The organism is Pseudomonas sp. NY11955 (assembly GCF_048068035.1).
Classification (GTDB): Bacteria; Pseudomonadota; Gammaproteobacteria; order Pseudomonadales; family Pseudomonadaceae; genus Aquipseudomonas.
Genome location: NZ_JBLUPS010000016.1, coordinates 62,160 through 78,193, shown reverse-complemented (window position 1 = coordinate 78,193; position 16,034 = coordinate 62,160). Strand labels below are relative to the sequence as shown.

General features: G+C 64.0%; 14 protein-coding genes and 1 riboswitch. Of the genes, 8 read left to right on the top strand and 6 right to left on the bottom strand.

From position 1 onward, the window contains the following. Window positions 1-102 precede the first annotated feature (102 nt). Window positions 103-2,280, bottom strand: coding sequence for a TonB-dependent siderophore receptor (locus ACNFBR_RS24385; protein WP_416737129.1), 2,178 nt, complete (start codon window positions 2,278-2,280; stop codon window positions 103-105). 182 nt (window positions 2,281-2,462) lie between these two features. Between ACNFBR_RS24385 and ACNFBR_RS24380 the strand changes: the two genes are divergently transcribed. From ACNFBR_RS24380 to ACNFBR_RS24370, 3 genes are all read left to right on the top strand, one after another. Further along, the gene (locus ACNFBR_RS24380; protein WP_416737128.1) at window positions 2,463-3,155 is read left to right on the top strand and encodes a response regulator transcription factor; all 693 of its coding nucleotides are present in this window, start codon (window positions 2,463-2,465) and stop codon (window positions 3,153-3,155) included. Then, entirely contained in the window at window positions 3,155-4,501 is a 1,347-nt protein-coding gene (locus ACNFBR_RS24375) for a histidine kinase sensor domain-containing protein (protein WP_416737127.1), read from the top strand. The genes ACNFBR_RS24380 and ACNFBR_RS24375 overlap by 1 nt, the downstream gene beginning before the upstream one ends. 81 nt (window positions 4,502-4,582) lie before the next feature. Continuing rightward, entirely contained in the window at window positions 4,583-5,473 is an 891-nt protein-coding gene (locus ACNFBR_RS24370) for an alpha/beta hydrolase (RefSeq protein WP_416737126.1), read from the top strand. Window positions 5,474-5,500: 27 nt separating this feature from the next. Here the strand turns inward: ACNFBR_RS24370 and ACNFBR_RS24365 are convergent, their stop codons facing one another. Both ACNFBR_RS24365 and ACNFBR_RS24360 read right to left on the bottom strand, forming a co-directional pair. Further along, window positions 5,501-6,487 carry a zeta toxin family protein gene (locus ACNFBR_RS24365; protein WP_416737125.1) on the bottom strand — a complete coding sequence of 329 codons (987 nt, stop codon included), beginning with the start codon at window positions 6,485-6,487 and terminating at the stop codon, window positions 5,501-5,503. Window positions 6,488-6,582: 95 nt separating this feature from the next. Continuing rightward, on the bottom strand, window positions 6,583-7,788 hold the full coding sequence (locus ACNFBR_RS24360; RefSeq protein WP_416737124.1) for an RtcB family protein: 1,206 nt from the start codon (window positions 7,786-7,788) through the stop codon (window positions 6,583-6,585). A 92-nt stretch (window positions 7,789-7,880) separates the two neighbouring features. Then, a riboswitch (FMN riboswitch) is annotated at window positions 7,881-8,022 on the top strand. Between the two features lie 80 nt (window positions 8,023-8,102). Between ACNFBR_RS24360 and ribB the strand changes: the two genes are divergently transcribed. The 5 genes from ribB to ACNFBR_RS24335 all read left to right on the top strand — a co-directional run bounded on the left by ribB (window position 8,103) and on the right by ACNFBR_RS24335 (window position 14,202). Then, on the top strand, window positions 8,103-8,753 hold the full coding sequence (gene ribB, locus ACNFBR_RS24355) for a 3,4-dihydroxy-2-butanone-4-phosphate synthase (RefSeq protein ID WP_416737123.1): 651 nt from the start codon (window positions 8,103-8,105) through the stop codon (window positions 8,751-8,753). 375 nt (window positions 8,754-9,128) lie between these two features. Continuing rightward, complete coding sequence (locus tag ACNFBR_RS24350; protein ID WP_416737122.1) at window positions 9,129-9,371, top strand: exodeoxyribonuclease VII small subunit; 243 nt, start codon at window positions 9,129-9,131, stop codon at window positions 9,369-9,371. Beyond that, window positions 9,368-10,255, top strand: a complete 888-nt coding sequence (gene ispA / locus ACNFBR_RS24345; RefSeq protein WP_416737121.1) for a (2E,6E)-farnesyl diphosphate synthase — start codon at window positions 9,368-9,370, stop codon at window positions 10,253-10,255. The genes ACNFBR_RS24350 and ispA overlap by 4 nt, the downstream gene beginning before the upstream one ends. 106 nt (window positions 10,256-10,361) lie before the next feature. Continuing rightward, window positions 10,362-12,257: a 1-deoxy-D-xylulose-5-phosphate synthase gene (gene dxs, locus ACNFBR_RS24340; RefSeq protein WP_416737120.1), complete on the top strand. Its 1,896-nt coding sequence runs from the start codon at window positions 10,362-10,364 to the stop codon at window positions 12,255-12,257. A 103-nt stretch (window positions 12,258-12,360) separates the two neighbouring features. Next, a complete protein-coding gene (locus tag ACNFBR_RS24335; protein ID WP_416737119.1) occupies window positions 12,361-14,202 on the top strand; it encodes a TonB-dependent receptor plug domain-containing protein in 1,842 nt (613 codons plus the stop codon). Here the strand turns inward: ACNFBR_RS24335 and ACNFBR_RS24330 are convergent. From ACNFBR_RS24330 to ribA, 3 genes are read right to left on the bottom strand one after another with little or no spacing between them, the layout of a single operon-like run. After that, window positions 14,180-14,992, bottom strand: coding sequence for a cobalamin-binding protein (locus ACNFBR_RS24330; RefSeq protein ID WP_416737118.1), 813 nt, complete (start codon window positions 14,990-14,992; stop codon window positions 14,180-14,182). The two genes, ACNFBR_RS24335 and ACNFBR_RS24330, sit on opposite strands and share 23 nt — an antisense overlap. Next, window positions 14,992-15,411 (bottom strand): MFS transporter, encoded by a 420-nt coding sequence (locus ACNFBR_RS24325; RefSeq protein ID WP_416737117.1) that lies wholly within the window; start codon window positions 15,409-15,411, stop codon window positions 14,992-14,994. The genes ACNFBR_RS24330 and ACNFBR_RS24325 overlap by 1 nt, the downstream gene beginning before the upstream one ends. Continuing rightward, window positions 15,408-16,025 carry a GTP cyclohydrolase II gene (gene ribA / locus ACNFBR_RS24320; protein WP_012270291.1) on the bottom strand — a complete coding sequence of 206 codons (618 nt, stop codon included), beginning with the start codon at window positions 16,023-16,025 and terminating at the stop codon, window positions 15,408-15,410. The genes ACNFBR_RS24325 and ribA overlap by 4 nt, the downstream gene beginning before the upstream one ends. Between the last annotated feature and the right edge of the window lie 9 nt (window positions 16,026-16,034).

Here is a 16,034-nt window from a genome sequence, read left to right as displayed (position 1 = left end):
TCCATGCGCCTATGACGCCGGTAAGCCGGCGTCAAAAATAGTCAGGCCAAATGATCAAGTTATATATCTTTCAATGAGTGCGGCAGCTACGATATCGCCTCATCAGAAGTCATACCGCGCCCCGACCATCATGCTGCGCGACGGCCCATAGAAGTTGAATGTGGAGGTTGACCCCACGCGCGACAAGTAGGCCCGGTCGAACAGGTTGTTGACGTTGAAGGTGGCCGTCAGCTTCGAGGTCACCGGGTACGACAGCATCGCATCCACCGTGGCATAGCCCGGTGCATCGATACGCACGCCGCCATTCTCGGAATAGAAGTTGCTCATCGCCGATACACCGCCACCAATGGCCAAGCCGGTCAGCGGCCCTTGGCTGATGGTGTATTTGCTCCACAGCGAAGCCTGGTTGCGCGGCATGATGAAGAACGTGGTTTCGGCATCACCCTTGACGGTTTCGGTCTCCATCCAGGTGTAGCCGGCCAGCAGCTCCCAATTTGGCGTCAGCTTGCCGCTCACTTCCACTTCCGCACCCTTCACACGTGTCTTGCCGGATGCGACAGAGTCGGTAGTCGCCACGCCATCAGCGTCATACACGGTGGTGGCGCGGTTCTTGTCGGTCAGGCGGAACACCGACAACCGGGTATTCAGGTCGCCGCCAAAGTAGCTGCTCTTCAGGCCGAACTCGTACTGCTCGCCTTCACGCGGCTTCAGCACCCGGCCGTTACCGTCAGTGGCGGACTGCGGCTTGAACACCTGCGAGTAGCTGGCGTAAAGCGCGTGGTTTTCGGTCAGGTCGTAGACCAGGCCGCCATACGGAGTGAAATGGCCGTCCACGCGCTTGTCGTCATTGGTGGTGGCGCCGCTGCTCAAGGTGGTGGTGTAGAAGTCACCGCGATACCAGCTGAAGCGGCCACCGGCAATCAGTGCCAGGCGCTCGACCGGGCGGAAGGTGACCTTGGAATACAGGCCGTACTCCTCTTCCTGCATGCCGGTTTCGGTGCTGTAGTTGGGCGACGGCTTGGCGAACTGCTGCGGCGAATAGGTGTTGACGTTGATGGCGCCCAGGTTGGTGGTGCCGTTGAGGTACTCGGTGTCGTAGTTCTTGTAGTCGCTGCCGACCACGAACTCGCTGACCTGGCCGAAGGTTTCGAACGGCTGGCTGTAGCTGGCGTCCAGCGAGTAGGTGTCCTGGGTGAAATCGCGGGCGCTGGCACGTTCGGAGTTGGCGCCGCTTGTGGCGTTGGTCGCGGTGAAGGCATACAGGTAATTGGTGTCGCGGTGCGAGCCACGGGCAGCGACACGGCCATAGCCGCCGTTGTCGAAGCGGTGGGTCAATTCGGCGACCAGGTCGGTAGTCTTGCCGTCGAAGTAGTTCCAGTCCGCCCCCAGGAAACGGGAGTGGCTGAAGTCGGGCACGTCACCGGACAACGTGGCCGGGTAGCCGTTGTGCGGGGTGATGTTCTTCACTTCGTGCATCAGGCCGAACGACAGCGTAGTGGCCTCGTCCAGGTCGATATCCAGCGCACCGTAGTAGCTGTTGCTGGTGTTGGCGTTGTAATCGACTTCGCCATTGGTGTCGTCCCGGGATGCGATGAAGCGCCCGCGTACGCGGCCGGCGTCATCCAGCGGCCCGCTCAGGTCGATTTCTTCGTGGTTGGTGTCCCAGGTGCCGTAGCTGCCTTCGATGTGGCCCTGGAACTCAGCGGTCGGCCGCTTGCGTACCATGTTGACGATGCCGCCCAGTTCGCTGGTACTGCTGAACAGCCCGGCCGGGCCGCGCATGATTTCGACACGGTCGAACGCCGCCAGCGACGGCACGGTGCCGAAAATGCTGGCCATGGGCGCCGGCAAGCCGTCGATGTTGAATTCGCTGTACTCGTAGCCACGGGCGTAGATCGACGAACGGCCGCTGTCGTTGGTCAGGGTGCGCAGGCCGGCGGTGTACTTGGCCAGGTCATCCAGGTGCACGAACTGCCGGTCCTTGACGTAGTCCTGGGTGTAGACGGTGATCGACTGCGGGATGTCTTTGAGCGCTGCTGGGGTCTTGGTGCCCACTGTAGCGGCATCGACACTGTAGCCACCGGTTTCTTCCGAGGGCAGCATGTCGTACAGGCGATTGCCGTCGATGGTCAGCGCCGGCAGGTCGAGCGAGCTGTCTTCAGGCGCCGCCTGGGTCGCAACTGTTTCAGCCAGTGCCGACAACGAAAATGGCGCCAGCAACCCCAGTACCAGCCAGCCCCGCGCCCCTCGCGGGCTCCCCACACCTTTGAAACCGTTCATGACACACCTTCCGCCCAAGTGATAATAGTTCGCAAACGAAACAAGTTGCTTTTTGCGAACGATACCGGAGCGAAAACAGGGGTGCAGCATCATTAACCTTCTTAACACATTGCGCCGTTGCCCTCGGTCCATCGGCAATGGGATGATGCGCAACTGATATGAATTCTCATTCAAGGCTCGCCGTGCCCACCTCACTTCTCCTAGTCGAAGACGACCCCCGCCTGCTTCAGGACCTGGAGCGCCACTTCCTCAACCGAGGCTTCCAGGTGCACGCCTGCGCCAGCGGTACCCAGGCCCTGAATGCCATACAGCAATCGCAGTTCGAGCTGGTGCTGCTGGACATCATGCTGCCAGGCATCGACGGCCTCAGCCTGCTCGACGCGTTGCGCCGCCAGCAGGCAGTACCGGTCATGCTGATGTCGGCGCTAGGGGCCGAGCAGGATCGCATCAGCGGCTTTACCCGTGGTGCGGACGATTACCTGCCCAAGCCGTTTAGCCTGGCGGAGCTGGACGCCCGGGTCGATGCCTTGCTGCGGCGCGTGGCATTCGATCGCGGTACGGTGCTGCGTGCCGACGTCGGCGAGGTGATGCTGGACCACGACCGACAGGACGTTATCCACAACGGCAACGCCGCTGGCCTTACCGCTTCCGAATTCCGCTTGCTGGCCACGCTGCGGGCCCACCCCGGCGAAGCCTTGAGCAAGCCATTCCTGTACCAGACCGTGCTGCACCGGGCCTACACCCGCCTGGATCGGGGCCTGGACGTGCATGTGTGCAACCTGCGCCGCAAACTGGCCGACATCAGTGCCCAGCACCTGCAGATCCAGGCCGTGCGTGGTCAGGGGTATATCCTGGTCGACACGGAACAGCCCTGATGCGCCGCCACCCTTTGCTGTGGAAACTGGCCGTACTGCAGGTCAGCTTCTGCCTGTTGCTGGTCTGGCTGATCTGGACCTGGGGCCTGTCGGTAGAGCGCAGTACCTACTTCCTGTCCCAGGCCGACCAGGATTACCTGGCGCGTTATGCGCAACAAGCCGAACAGGCCTGGAACCAGGGCGGCGCGGTGGGTGCCGAGGCCTGGCGCAAGCAGCTGGAGCAGGCCGAGGACACCTGGGTTGCCCTGGTCGGACCGCACTTGCAAAGCCTTGGCACCACGCCACTGAGTGCCGAGCAAGCCAGCCACCTGACCTTCATGCGCAAACTCGACTGGCCGATGAGCCGGCGCCTGCAGGATGAACTGCCCTACGTCAGCATCGAATTCCCCCAGCACCCCGAGCACGGTCGCCTGGTCCTGCAATTGCCCGAGCGCCTGCTGCCCACTGGCCTGACGCCATGGACCCACGTGGTCACCCACGGCGTCGCGCCCGCGCTGCTCGCCCTGCTGCTGGGCCTGGCGCTGTACCGCCACCTGGTGGTGCCGTTGAACCGCCTGCGCGACCGCGCCGACGCCCTGCGCGCCGATGACCTGGACGGCCCAGCCTTGCCCCTGCAGGAACGCCGTGATGAGCTGGGTGAACTGGCACAGGCCTTCGAGCACATGGCCGGGCGCTTGCGCCAGAGCCTGGAGCAACAGCGCCTGCTGTTGCGCACGTTGTCCCACGAACTGCGCACCCCCCTGGCGCGACTGCGCATTGCCCACGACAGCGATTTGCCGCCGCCGCAACTGCGCGAGCGCCTGGACCGCGAAGTCGCCGACATGCAGAAGTTGCTGGAAGACACACTGGACCTGGCCTGGCTGGACACCGAACAACCCAGCCTGGCGACCGAGCCGGTGTTGATGATTTCGGTATGGGAAGCACTGTGCCAGGACGTCTGCTTCGAAAGCGGCTGGGACCGCTCGCGCCTGCCGTGTTCGCTCGGTACCGACTGCCGGGTACAAGCCCATCTGGACAGCCTGGCCCAGGCCCTGGAAAACCTGCTGCGCAATGCCATTCGCCATTCGCCGGACGAGGGCCGGATCAGCCTGGATGGCTGGCGTGAAGGCGATTGCTGGCACCTGCGCCTGAGCGATCAGGGCCCCGGTGTGCCTGACAGCGACCTTGAGCGCATCTTCAAGCCTTACCAGCGCCTGGCCAACAGCGGCGCTGGTTTCGGCCTGGGGCTGGCCATCGCTCGCCGCGCCATCGAGCTGCAAGGCGGCCGCTTGTGGGCCAGCAACGGTCACCCCGGCCTGTGCCTGCACATGACCTTGCCAATTGCCAGGGACTGTTTAGAAAGTTAATGCGCTTTACGCTCAATCAGGACTGATTATCATCTGCCCCTCCAGCCTTGCACTCCTCGCAAAGCCCCGACGAGACGCCCGATGAGCAAGATGACCCTGACGCTGGCTTTGGCATTGGCCCTCGCAGCCCCTGTTGCCTTGGCGCAACCCGAGCACAACCAGAAGATGGACACGTCGCTGCTGCAGCGCCAGGACCTGGCATACCGCTTCAGTCAGCTAGACCTGGACTCGGCCGATGGCCGGCGCCACTACCGCCTGTGGGTCGGCCAGCCGAACCGCCCGGCGCCAGCGTCCGGGTACCCGGTGCTGTGGATGCTCGATGGCAATGCAGCGCTTGGGGCGCTGGACAGCCAACAACTGGGCAAGCTCGCTGCCGGCCAGGCGCCTCTGCTGGTAGCCGTGGGTTACCAGACCGACCAGCGTATCGAGCGGACTGCGCGCACCTATGACTACACCCCGGAACTGCCCGGGCGGGTGGAACAGCGCGACCCGCTGACCGGGGAGCCCAGTGGTGGCGTGGAGGCGTTTCTTGAGCTGCTGACCGGGCCCATGCGGCAGAAGGTGGCGGCCATGGCCCCCATCGACCTGCACCAGCAAACCCTGTGGGGCCACTCCTACGGCGGGCTGGCCGTGCTGCATACGCTGTTCACCCGCCCCAGCGCGTTCAGCGATTACGCCGCGGCCAGCCCATCGCTGTGGTGGCATGACGGGGCGATCGCGCATGAAGCGCAGGGGCTTGCGCAACGCATGGGCAACCACCCTGCTCGGCTGCTGCTGATGCGGGGCAGCGAGGAGCCTGCGAACCCCAGGGCGCAGGTAAAGGGCGATGTGGAGCGGCCCGCGCGCGAACTGGCGGCGGACCTGGCCAAGGTAGAAGGCCTACACGTGCGCTTCGAGCGGTTCGAAGGGCTGGACCATGGGCAAATGCTGGGGGCTTCGTTGAATACAGTGATCGAACAGCTGGCCAGATAAGCTCCGGCCTGCTGTTGCGCCACTGCATCAGGGATAGGTGTACTTGAGCACGTACTGGCTAAGCTCGCGCAAGGCATCCTTGGAAACCAGGGGCACCCGGTCGGTGGCCTGGCCAAGGGTCTTGCAGCAGGCCTTGACCATCTGCTGGCGCACCTGCTCATCGAACATGCCGGCGTGCACAACCTGGAAGTACTGAAGATAGGCACTCGGGAAGCTGGCCTGCGGGCTACGCCGGATTTCCAGGCCAGTATCGTGGTGCGGGGCGCGGAAGAACGGCTGGCCAGCATAGTCCTCCTGCGGGGTGAGCTCGCCATAGGCATCGCATGTGCTGTGGCACAGCACCTTGCTCTGCTGGTCCGTCTCGAAACCACGCTCATAAAGTGTGAGCTGCGAACCTGGGGCCTGGATACAGGCGTTTTCGAAGGCACTCAAGATCGCTTTGGCATTCGCCTGGGAAGCTTCGATCTTGGACAGCGGCAGGAAACGCTCCAGTTCGCCCTTGGCGACGCTTTTCACGCCCCGGTCAAGGGTCGACCAATGGCTGAATGCCTCCTTGCACGCAATCATGTGGAGCTCGAAGCGGTATCCCGCCTCCACTGCGGCAGGCGGGAAAGCGGCGAACGCCTGGTCATCCAGCGCCGTCTCCATGATGATGTTGTAGCGATTGGCGAACGCGTAGGCGAACACTTTGCCGCTCAGCGCCCAGATAAAGGCCTCGGTGTGCTCGTATACATGCAACACGCCCTGCTCGCTCATTTCTGCATAGTGCGGGTGCAATTCGCGAAATGCGGGCAGGTATAGACGCACGAAGTGCTCGTAGCGCCCACTGGGCAGCAACTGCTTCTCCAGCAGGTAGGTCTTGCCCGACCCTTGCGCCCCCGCAACGATGAGCATTTTCGGGGTCGGATCGCGTTCGGGCCCATCCGCTTCGCGTGCCTTGTCGAACAGCGTCTTGTCGAGCTGGGCAAAGGCATCATCCACATCGTTGTCGGTGAACGGGTATAGCGTGGCCATGTCTGCAATCCTCAGGTGTCTGCCCGAAGTGGGCTGCCCGACACTCTATGAATTGCCCCGGCGCACGGTGTGGTAGTTAGTTACGGCGCTTCTCGTCACCCCTTCACGCACACGACCTGGCGCAGGGTATGAACCACCTCTACAAGCGCCTGCTGGGCACGCATCACCGCGTCGATGTCCTTGTAGGCCATCGGTATCTCGTCGATGACCTCTTTGTCCTTGCGGCACTCCACATGCGCCGTGGCCCGCCGTTGGTCTTCGACGGTAAAGCGGCTTTTGGCCTTGGTCCGGCTCATTACCCGCCCGGCACCATGGCTGCAGGAACAGAACGACTCCTCGTTGCCCAACCCACGCACGATGAAGCTCTTGGCCCCCATCGAGCCTGGGATGATGCCCAATTGCCCCTTCTGCGCCGACACCGCGCCTTTGCGCGTGACCAACACTTCGCGGCCAAAATGCTGCTCACGCTGTACATAGTTGTGGTGGCAGTTCACCGCCTCCAGGTTGGCCTCGAATGGCCTGCCCAGCACCTTGCGAGCTGCACCGACCACTGCCAGCATCATCAGCTCGCGGTTTCGCCGGGCGTAGTCCTGCGCCCACTCCACGGCCTCGACGTAGTCGGCGAAATGGCGACTGCCTTCCTCGAAGTACGCCAGGTCCTTGTCCGGCAGGTTGGCCAGATGCTGGCGCATGTCGGCCTGGGCCAGTTCGATGAACAGGTTGCCGATGGCATTGCCCACACCGCGCGAACCGCTGTGCAGCATGAACCAGACGCGGTCGGCCTCATCCAGGCACACCTCGATGAAGTGGTTGCCACCGCCCAGCGTGCCCAGGTGGTGGCGATTGTTGGTCTTCTCCAACCGCGGGTACTTGTCGGTAATGGCCTTGAAGCGCCCGGCCAGCAGGCCCCAGGCCTTGTCCGCCTTGGCCGGCACCTCGGCCCAGGCGCCCTGGTCGCGCTTGCCGAAGGTTTTGCCATGCGGCACCGCCTGCTCGATGGCACTGCGCAGGCCATGCAGGTTGTCTGGCAGGTCACGCGCATGCAGCGAAGTGCGCGCGGCGATCATGCCGCAGCCAATGTCCACACCCACTGTTGCGGGGATGATCGCGCCGACCGTGGGGATCACGCTGCCAATGGTCGAGCCCTTGCCCAGGTGCACGTCCGGCATCACGGCCAAGTGCTTGAAGATGAACGGCATCCTGGCCGTATTCAGCAATTGCCGGCGGGCGTCGTCTTCGACCGGCACGCCATCGGTCCACATCTTGATCGGCTTGCCGCCGGCGACTTGGAGAATGTCCATGGGGTTATTCCAGAAAGGCCATGCCTGCATGATACCGCCGAAGGTCGTAGAGCAGCGGGTTGCCAGTGGGGTGGCACTGTGCTGTATGCTTGACCGGTCTTCAGGGCGGGGTGAAAGTCCCCACCGGCGGTAAATCGAAAGATGAGCCCGCGAGCGCCCCGGCCATGCCGGGGGTCAGCAGATCTGGTGCGACTCCAGAGCCGACGGTCATAGTCCGGATGAAAGAAGGCGTCAGGCAGGGGCCATCCGGGCGCCCCTGCGCGCGCATTTTGTTCGCCCCGAGACGTTCATCGATCATTCACGAGGAGCGTTTCATGTCCACCCAGCACCACTCGCAATTCCCAAATGTTTCCGCCGCCATCGCCGCTTTCCAGGCCGGGCGCCCTGTACTGTTGCTCGACGATGACGACCGCGAGGACGAAGCGGACATCATTGCCGCCGCCGAAAATATTTCGTTGCAAACCATGGCCATGATGATTCGCGACTGCAGCGGTATCGTCTGCCTGTGCCTGGACGAAGCCACCGTCGACGAACTGCAGTTGGCACCCATGGTGCAAAACAACCAGGCCCGTCATGGCACCGGCTTCACCGTCACCATCGAAGCGGCAGAGGGTATCACCACCGGGGTGAGTGCCCAGGACCGTATCACCACCATTGCGGCGGCCCTGCGCTCCAGCGCCGAACAGCGACATATTGTCAGCCCGGGGCATGTGTTCCCGCTGCGCGCACGCAATGGCGGCGTGCTGACCCGCCGTGGGCACACCGAAGGTTCGGTGGACCTGGCGCGTCTGGCCGGCCTGCGCCCGGCGGCGGTGCTGTGCGAGCTGATGAACCCCGATGGCAGCATGGCCCGTGGCGAGCAGGTAGCGGTGTATGCGCGGCAGTACCATTTGCCGGTGCTCACCATCGAGGAATTGGCGCGGTATCGTGAGGCGATGGTGGAATTGGAAACAGCTACTGCTTGATGGCTTCCAGGCGCATGGCTTGATAGAGATAGTGGCGCGAAAATCGAGCGCCGCCCGCGCGGCGCATCGCGAGCAAGCTCGCTCCTACATTTGTTTCGGGCCAGTAACGCCTGCGCCAACGCACGCAACCGCCTTGTTTGTTCCACATATTATCGAGGCGGACACTAGCGGGCCGCGCGCCTGCGCCTCAGGAATAATTGGCCCGCAACAGATGTAGGAGCGAGCTTGCTCGCGATGCGCCGCGCGGGCGGCGCTCGTTCTCAGGCGCACAACAAAAATAACGTCGCCCCTCATAAGCCCACCCTACACAAGTTTGCTCCCCCCGCCCCGCTCTGCTAGTGTCGCGCCGTTCTGAATGCCACCGAGACAGTCGCCATGGCCCGCAAAAAAGCCTCCCTCGATTTCGAGCAATCCCTCGCAGACCTGCAAGCGCTGGTCGAGCGCCTGGAGAACGGCGAGTTGTCGCTGGAAGAGTCGCTGGCCGCCTTCGAGCAAGGCATCGCCCTGACCCGCGATTGCCAGGGCGCCCTGGCCCAGGCCGAACAGAAGGTGCAAATACTGCTGGAGCGCGACGGCGAGCTGGCTGCCCAGCCCTTCGACGCGGAGCCAGACGCATGATTGCCACCTACCAGGCCCATTGCCAGGCGCGGGTCGACGCAGCCCTCGAACCGCTGTTCATCGCGCCGACCAAAGAACTGGAACGCCTTTACGCTGCCATGCGCTACAGCGTGATGAACGGCGGCAAGCGTGTGCGTCCGTTACTGGCTTACGCCGCCTGCGAAGCCCTGGGCGCCCCGGCAGAGCAGGCCAACGGCGCAGCCTGCGCGGTCGAGCTGATCCACGCTTACTCGCTGGTGCATGACGACCTGCCGGCCATGGACGACGACGACCTGCGTCGCGGCCAGCCAACGACCCACAAAGCGTTCGATGAAGCCTGCGCTATCCTGGCTGGCGACGGCCTGCAGAGCCTGGCGTTCAGCGCCTTGCTCGACCCACGCCTGAGCCCGCAGGCAGACAGCATCCGCCTGGCCATGGTCCAGGCCCTGGCCCAGGCTGCCGGCCCGGCCGGCATGGTCGGCGGCCAGGCCATCGACCTCGGTTCGGTGGGCCTGAAGCTGGACCAGCAGGCGCTGGAATTCATGCACCGGCACAAGACCGGCGCACTGATCGAAGCCAGCGTGCGCCTCGGCGCCCTGGCCAGTGCCCGCGCCGAACAGGCGCAGCTGGATGCCTTGCAGACTTATGCACAGGCCATCGGCCTGGCGTTCCAGGTGCAGGACGACATCCTCGATGTGGAAAGCGACACCGCCACCCTGGGCAAACGCCAAGGTGCCGACATCGCCCGCGACAAACCGACCTACCCGGCCCTGCTCGGCCTGGAAGCGGCCAAGGCCTATGCCATCGAACTGCGCGACCAGGCGCTGGCCGCACTGCAAGGGTTCGGTGAAACCGCCGAGCCGCTGCGGGCTTTGGCGCGTTACATCGTCGAACGCCGAAACTGATTGATTGGGGCCACCCTGCGCCCCATGCGACACCCGTCTGAATGGGCAGCTTTTCCTACAATGGGGTAAACTGCCGCGTCTTCACACACCTATAACGACTCGCCTGATGCCCACGACGTTTCAAGAGATCCCCCGCGAACGCCCGGTCACGCCGTTGCTCGACCGCGCTGACACGCCTGCCGGCCTGCGCCGGTTGGCCGAAGCCGACCTGGAGACCCTGGCCGACGAACTGCGCCAGGAACTGCTCTACACCGTGGGGCAGACCGGTGGGCATTTTGGTGCCGGTCTTGGCGTGATCGAGCTGACCATCGCCCTGCACTACGTGTTCGACACCCCGGACGATCGGCTGGTGTGGGACGTGGGCCATCAGGCCTACCCGCACAAGATCCTCACCGGGCGCCGTAACCGCATGCTCAGCCTGCGTCAGAAGGACGGCATCGCCGCCTTCCCGCGCCGCAGCGAAAGCGAGTACGACACCTTTGGCGTCGGCCACTCCAGCACCTCGATCAGCGCCGCGCTGGGCATGGCCATTGCCGCCCGCCTGCAAAACAGTGCACGCAAGTCGATCGCGGTGATCGGTGATGGCGCGCTGACCGCCGGCATGGCCTTCGAGGCGTTGAACCACGCCCAGGAAGTCAACGCCGACATGCTGGTGATCCTCAACGACAACGACATGTCGATTTCGCGCAATGTCGGCGGCCTGTCCAACTACCTGGCCAAGATCCTTTCCAGCCGCACCTACGCGAGCATGCGCGAAGGCAGCAAGAAAGTGCTGTCGCGGCTGCCAGGTGCCTGGGAAATCGCCCGCCGCACCGAGGAGTACGCCAAGGGCATGCTGGTGCCGGGCACGCTGTTCGAAGAGCTGGGCTGGAATTACATCGGCCCGATCGACGGCCACGACCTGCCGACCATGATCGCCACCTTGCGCAACATGCGCGATCTGAAGGGCCCGCAATTCCTGCACGTGGTGACCAAGAAGGGCAAGGGCTTCGCCCCGGCCGAGGTCGACCCGATCGGCTACCACGCCATCACCAAGCTGGAACCCGTGGACAAGCCTGCCGCGCCGAAGAAAGTCAGCGGCCCGAAATATTCCGCCGTGTTCGGTCAGTGGCTGTGCGACATGGCCGCCGCCGACAACCGCCTGGTGGGCATTACCCCGGCGATGAAGGAAGGTTCGGACCTGGTCGACTTCAGCGAGCGCTACCCGGAACGCTACTTCGACGTGGCGATTGCCGAGCAGCACGCCGTGACCCTGGCAGCTGGCATGGCCTGCGAAGGCAGCAAGCCGGTGGTGGCGATCTACTCTACCTTCCTGCAGCGCGCCTACGACCAGTTGATCCACGACGTGGCGGTGCAGAACCTCGACGTGCTGTTCGCCATCGACCGCGCCGGCCTGGTCGGCGAAGACGGCCCGACCCACGCTGGCAGCTACGACCTGTCGTACCTGCGCTGCATCCCGGGCATGCTGGTGATGACCCCCAGCGACGAGAACGAGCTGCGCAAGATGCTCAGCACCGGCCACCTGTACAACGGCCCGGCAGCCGTGCGCTACCCCCGCGGCACCGGCCCGAACGCGCCGATCAGCGGCGACCTGGAGCCACTGGAAATCGGCAAGGGCGTGGTTCGCCGCCAGGGCGAGAAAGTCGCCCTGCTGGTGTTTGGCGTGCAGCTGGCCGAAGCCATGCAGGTGGCCGAGCAGATCAACGCCACCGTGGTCGACATGCGTTTCGTCAAACCGCTGGACGAGGCCTTGGTGCTGGAGCTGGCCGGCAGCCACGAACTGCTGGTGACCATTGAAGAGAACGCCATCATGGGGGGCGCGGGCGCTGCGGTGGGTGAGTTCCTGGCCAACGAAGCCGTGGTCAAACCCTTGCTGCACCTGGGGCTGCCGGATATCTACGTCGAGCATGCCAAGCCTGCGCAAATGCTGGCTGAGTGTGGGCTGGATGCCGCCGGGATCGAGGCTTCGGTGAAAGCCCGCATGGCCAAGCTCGGCCTGTAATCCCTATTCGCGGGCAAGCCCGCTTCCACAAGCAATCCACGCCTCTTGAGGGCTGTGATGCTTCTGTGGGAGCGGGCTTGCCCGCGAATGCATTGGAACTCCCATGAAAATCTCCGCCTGTGCCGCACTACTCTGCACCCCTACATTGCTACTGGCCGCCGAACGCGACGACGCCCTCAAGCTCCCCGACGTATTGATCAGCGCCAGTCGCCAGGTCGAATCACGCACTGCCACCAGCGCCGCCAACACCGTCTTCACCCGTACCGACATCGACCGCCTGCAACCCAGCAGTGTCACCGACCTGCTCAGCCGCGTGCCCGGCGTGCAAGTGGCCCCCACCGGTGGCCGTGGCAGCCTGCCGGGTATCTTCATCCGTGGTACCAAAGCCGCACAAAGCCTGGTGCTGGTCGACGGCGTACGCATTGCCAACGCCACCTCCGGCGACAGCGGCCTGCAGTTTCTCGACGTCGACCAGATCGAGCGGGTTGAAGTGCTGCGCGGCTCGCGCTCGGCGGTGTACGGCAGCGATGCCATTGGCGGTGTGATCCAGATCTTCACCCGTCGTGGCAATGGCCCTGGCCTGCAGCCGCGCCTGCGCATGGCCGCTGGCAGCAACCAGACGTTCCAACGCAGCCTGGGGCTTTCTGGTGGCAACGATTCAACCCGCTTCAATCTCGGAGCCAGCCTGGATGAAACGGCCGGCATCGACTCGACCGGGCCATCCTTCGCCAGTGATGGCGACCACGACGCCTACCGCAACAAGGCCCTCAACCTGAGCCTTAGCCACACCTTCGGTGAACGCTTCGAGGCCGGCCTGAACCTGCTCGACAGCCGTGGGCGGCGCGAATTCGACGAGCCGCGTGGTGCAAGCGCTCAAATGCCGTATTCCAATTTCGCTGTCAGCAGCATCGGCAGCTACCTGGATGCTCAGCTCAGCGAGCAGTGGAACACACGGTTCGAGCTGGCCCACAGCGAAAACCGCGACGACAGCCGGGACAAGCTCAGCCATTCAAGTGCCCCGTTCAATACCTACCGCGACCAGGCAACCTGGCAAAACAACCTGGCCCTGGATGAGCGCAACAGCCTGCTGCTGGGTGGCGACTGGTACGAAGACCGTGTCCATGCGAGCGCGGACTTCACCGAGGACAGCCGCTGGAATCGTGCGCTGTTCGCCCAGCATCGCTTTCATGGCGAGTACTTTTCCACCGAACTGGGCCTGCGCCATGACAACAATCAGCAGTTCGGGGGGCAGACCACCTGGAGCGGCAGCCTGACGCTACCGCTCAACGCAGCCAATGATGTGTTGCTGTCGTACAGCGAAGGCTTCCGCGCGCCCACCTTCAACGACCTGTACTTCCCCGGCTACAACAACCCGGACCTCAAGCCCGAACACTCGAAAAGCTATGAGTTGCAATGGCGCAGCCAACTGAGCAAAAGCAGCAAACTGGAAGCCTCGCTGTACCGCACCGACTTGCGTGACGCGATCGAATACAGCGAGCAACCCGAGAATGTCGGCACCGCGCGCATCAACGGCTTCGAAATGGCCCTGAGCCAGGAATGGAACAGTTGGACGTCTCGACTGGGCCTGGCACTGATCGACCCGCGCAACAGGGAGAACGGCCATACCCTCCCGCGCCGGGCACGACGCACCTTGAGCCTGGACGTGGACCGCCAGTTCGACCGTTTCGCTGTTGGCGCTACCTGGCAGGCAGTCAGTAGCAGTTACAACGATGAAGGCAATAACGACCCCATCGGCGGCTATGGCATCGTGGGCCTGCGCGGCAGCTGGGTGGCAAGCCGCGAGCTTACCCTCGACCTGAAGCTGGATAACCTGCTGGACAAGCAGTACAGCCGCGTCCACTACAACTATCTGGGCAATGACTACGGCTACCGTGAGGAAGGCCGCACATGGCTGCTGAGCGTCACCTGGACGCCGGCGCTTTAGCTTCCAGCAACGCACACAAGCGGGCGGTGGCTTCGATCATCTGCCCGCTGGGGCGCTCCAAGCCTTTGTCGGGCACCACCAGCAGGCGCCCATCGGCTACCGCTCGCAGTTGCGGCCAGGCCTTCCAGCTGGCCAGCTGAGCCTGATCGCCGGCCAGGATGACTTGCGGATTACGCAGCAGCACAGACTCTACATTCACCTGTGGCGCCGGTTGGCCGAGGTCGGCGAACACGTTGCGCGCCCCGCACACGGCCAGGGCATCGCTCACCACTTGGCGGCCACCGAGCGTGTATAACGGTCGATCCCACACTTGATAGAACACCTGCAAGGGTTGCTCACGCCGATACTGCTGGCGCAGTTGCTGCAGCCGCTTTCGCAGGGTTTGCGCGTACGCATGGCCTTGCTCGGCACGCCCGATACGCCCGGCGATGGCCTCGATCTGCTCGATCAACTGGTCGATGTCATGGGGCTCACCACTGAAGGTGGAAATGCCCAGGCGCTTGAGCTGGTCGCGCTGGGCGGGCGGCACACTGCCAGGCCACAGCAGCAACAGGTCGGGGCGCAGGCTGAGCAAGCGCTCCATGTCCAGTTGCCCTTGCCGCCCGACCGAGGGCAAGTCGCGCAAGGCAGCCGGCCGTTCGCCACCGTCGAGCACGCCCACCAGCAGGTCGTCGGCCTGCAGCTCAAGCATGATTTCAGTCATCGAGGGGGCCAGGCTAACCACCCGCAAGGGCTCGGCGGCCAGCGCGGTGCAGGCGAACAGTGCCAGCAGGCCAGGCAGCAGGCGCATCAGCCGAGCTGACGCGGAATGCGATAGAGGTACAGCACTACCACCGTAGACAATGCGAGCAGGATCTGCGGCACCGCCTCCAGGCCAACCAGCACCGACAGCGCGGCGACCCAGGCAGGAAAGCAGGCATACAGCATGGCCATGCGCCGTACCCGCGCCAGTTCGATCCAAGCAGCAGGCTCTTCGCTGCTGCCAAGCACCTTGGAGGTGGCGATGAGTGCGCGCTTGTAGGCACCGAAGCGCGGCAGGCTGAGGAACATGGTGGCCGCGCCGGCGATGAACAGTGGCATGGCCAGCACTGGGATCAATGCGTCACCGCCACCAAAGGCCCAGGCCATGATCGGCAGCGGCACCAGGCCAACGGCCAGGTACTGCCACCAGGCCAACGCCAGGCGCCGCTTGACCTCGGCGCGGGTCACGCCTGAGGCGCCTCGCCCTGATGTTCGTTGCCCAGCATGTGGCCCAGTTTGCCGGCCTTGGTCGCCAGGTAGTAACGGTTGTGCGGGTTGTGCCCGGTGTGCAGCGGTACTCGCTCGGCAACCACGATGTTCATGTCGGTCAGGGCTTTGACCTTGCGCGGGTTGTTGGTCATCAAGCGCAGCGACTTCACGCCAAGGTGTTCGAGCATCGGCAGGCACATGGCGTAGTCACGCTGGTCAGCGGCGAAGCCCAGGCGCTCATTGGCCTCGACGGTGTCGGCGCCACCATCCTGCAGTTCGTAGGCGCGGATCTTATTCAGCAGGCCAATGCCACGGCCTTCCTGACGCAGGTACAGCAGCACGCCACGGCCTTCGCGGGCGATGGCCTGGAGTGCGGCTTCCAGCTGTGAGCCGCAGTCGCAGCGCTGGCTGAACAGGGCATCGCCGGTCAGGCACTCGGAGTGCAGACGCCCTAGCACCGGCTGGCCGTCCGCGATATCACCCAGGCTGAGCACCACGTGCTCACGGCCAGTGGCTTCGTCGAGAAAGCCATGCATGGTGAAGGTCGCGAAGGGAGTCGGGAGTTTAGAGGCGGCAACAAAGACGACGGGCACGTTGTGCTC

Excerpts from the sequence above, each read along its gene's own strand:
- ACNFBR_RS24385 (WP_416737129.1), bottom strand. The coding sequence starts at position 2,280 with ATGAACGGTTTCAAAGGTGTGGGGAGCCCGCGAGGGGCGCGGGGCTGG.
- ACNFBR_RS24360 (WP_416737124.1), bottom strand. The coding sequence starts at position 7,788 with ATGGACATTCTCCAAGTCGCCGGCGGCAAGCCGATCAAGATGTGGACC.
- ACNFBR_RS24330 (WP_416737118.1), bottom strand. The coding sequence starts at position 14,992 with ATGCGCCTGCTGCCTGGCCTGCTGGCACTGTTCGCCTGCACCGCGCTG.
- ACNFBR_RS24335 (WP_416737119.1), top strand. The coding sequence starts at position 12,361 with ATGAAAATCTCCGCCTGTGCCGCACTACTCTGCACCCCTACATTGCTA.
- ACNFBR_RS24365 (WP_416737125.1), bottom strand. The coding sequence starts at position 6,487 with ATGGCCACGCTATACCCGTTCACCGACAACGATGTGGATGATGCCTTT.
- dxs (WP_416737120.1), top strand. The coding sequence starts at position 10,362 with ATGCCCACGACGTTTCAAGAGATCCCCCGCGAACGCCCGGTCACGCCG.
- ACNFBR_RS24350 (WP_416737122.1), top strand. The coding sequence starts at position 9,129 with ATGGCCCGCAAAAAAGCCTCCCTCGATTTCGAGCAATCCCTCGCAGAC.
- ACNFBR_RS24370 (WP_416737126.1), top strand. The coding sequence starts at position 4,583 with ATGAGCAAGATGACCCTGACGCTGGCTTTGGCATTGGCCCTCGCAGCC.
- ispA (WP_416737121.1), top strand. The coding sequence starts at position 9,368 with ATGATTGCCACCTACCAGGCCCATTGCCAGGCGCGGGTCGACGCAGCC.
- ribB (WP_416737123.1), top strand. The coding sequence starts at position 8,103 with ATGTCCACCCAGCACCACTCGCAATTCCCAAATGTTTCCGCCGCCATC.
- ACNFBR_RS24375 (WP_416737127.1), top strand. The coding sequence starts at position 3,155 with ATGCGCCGCCACCCTTTGCTGTGGAAACTGGCCGTACTGCAGGTCAGC.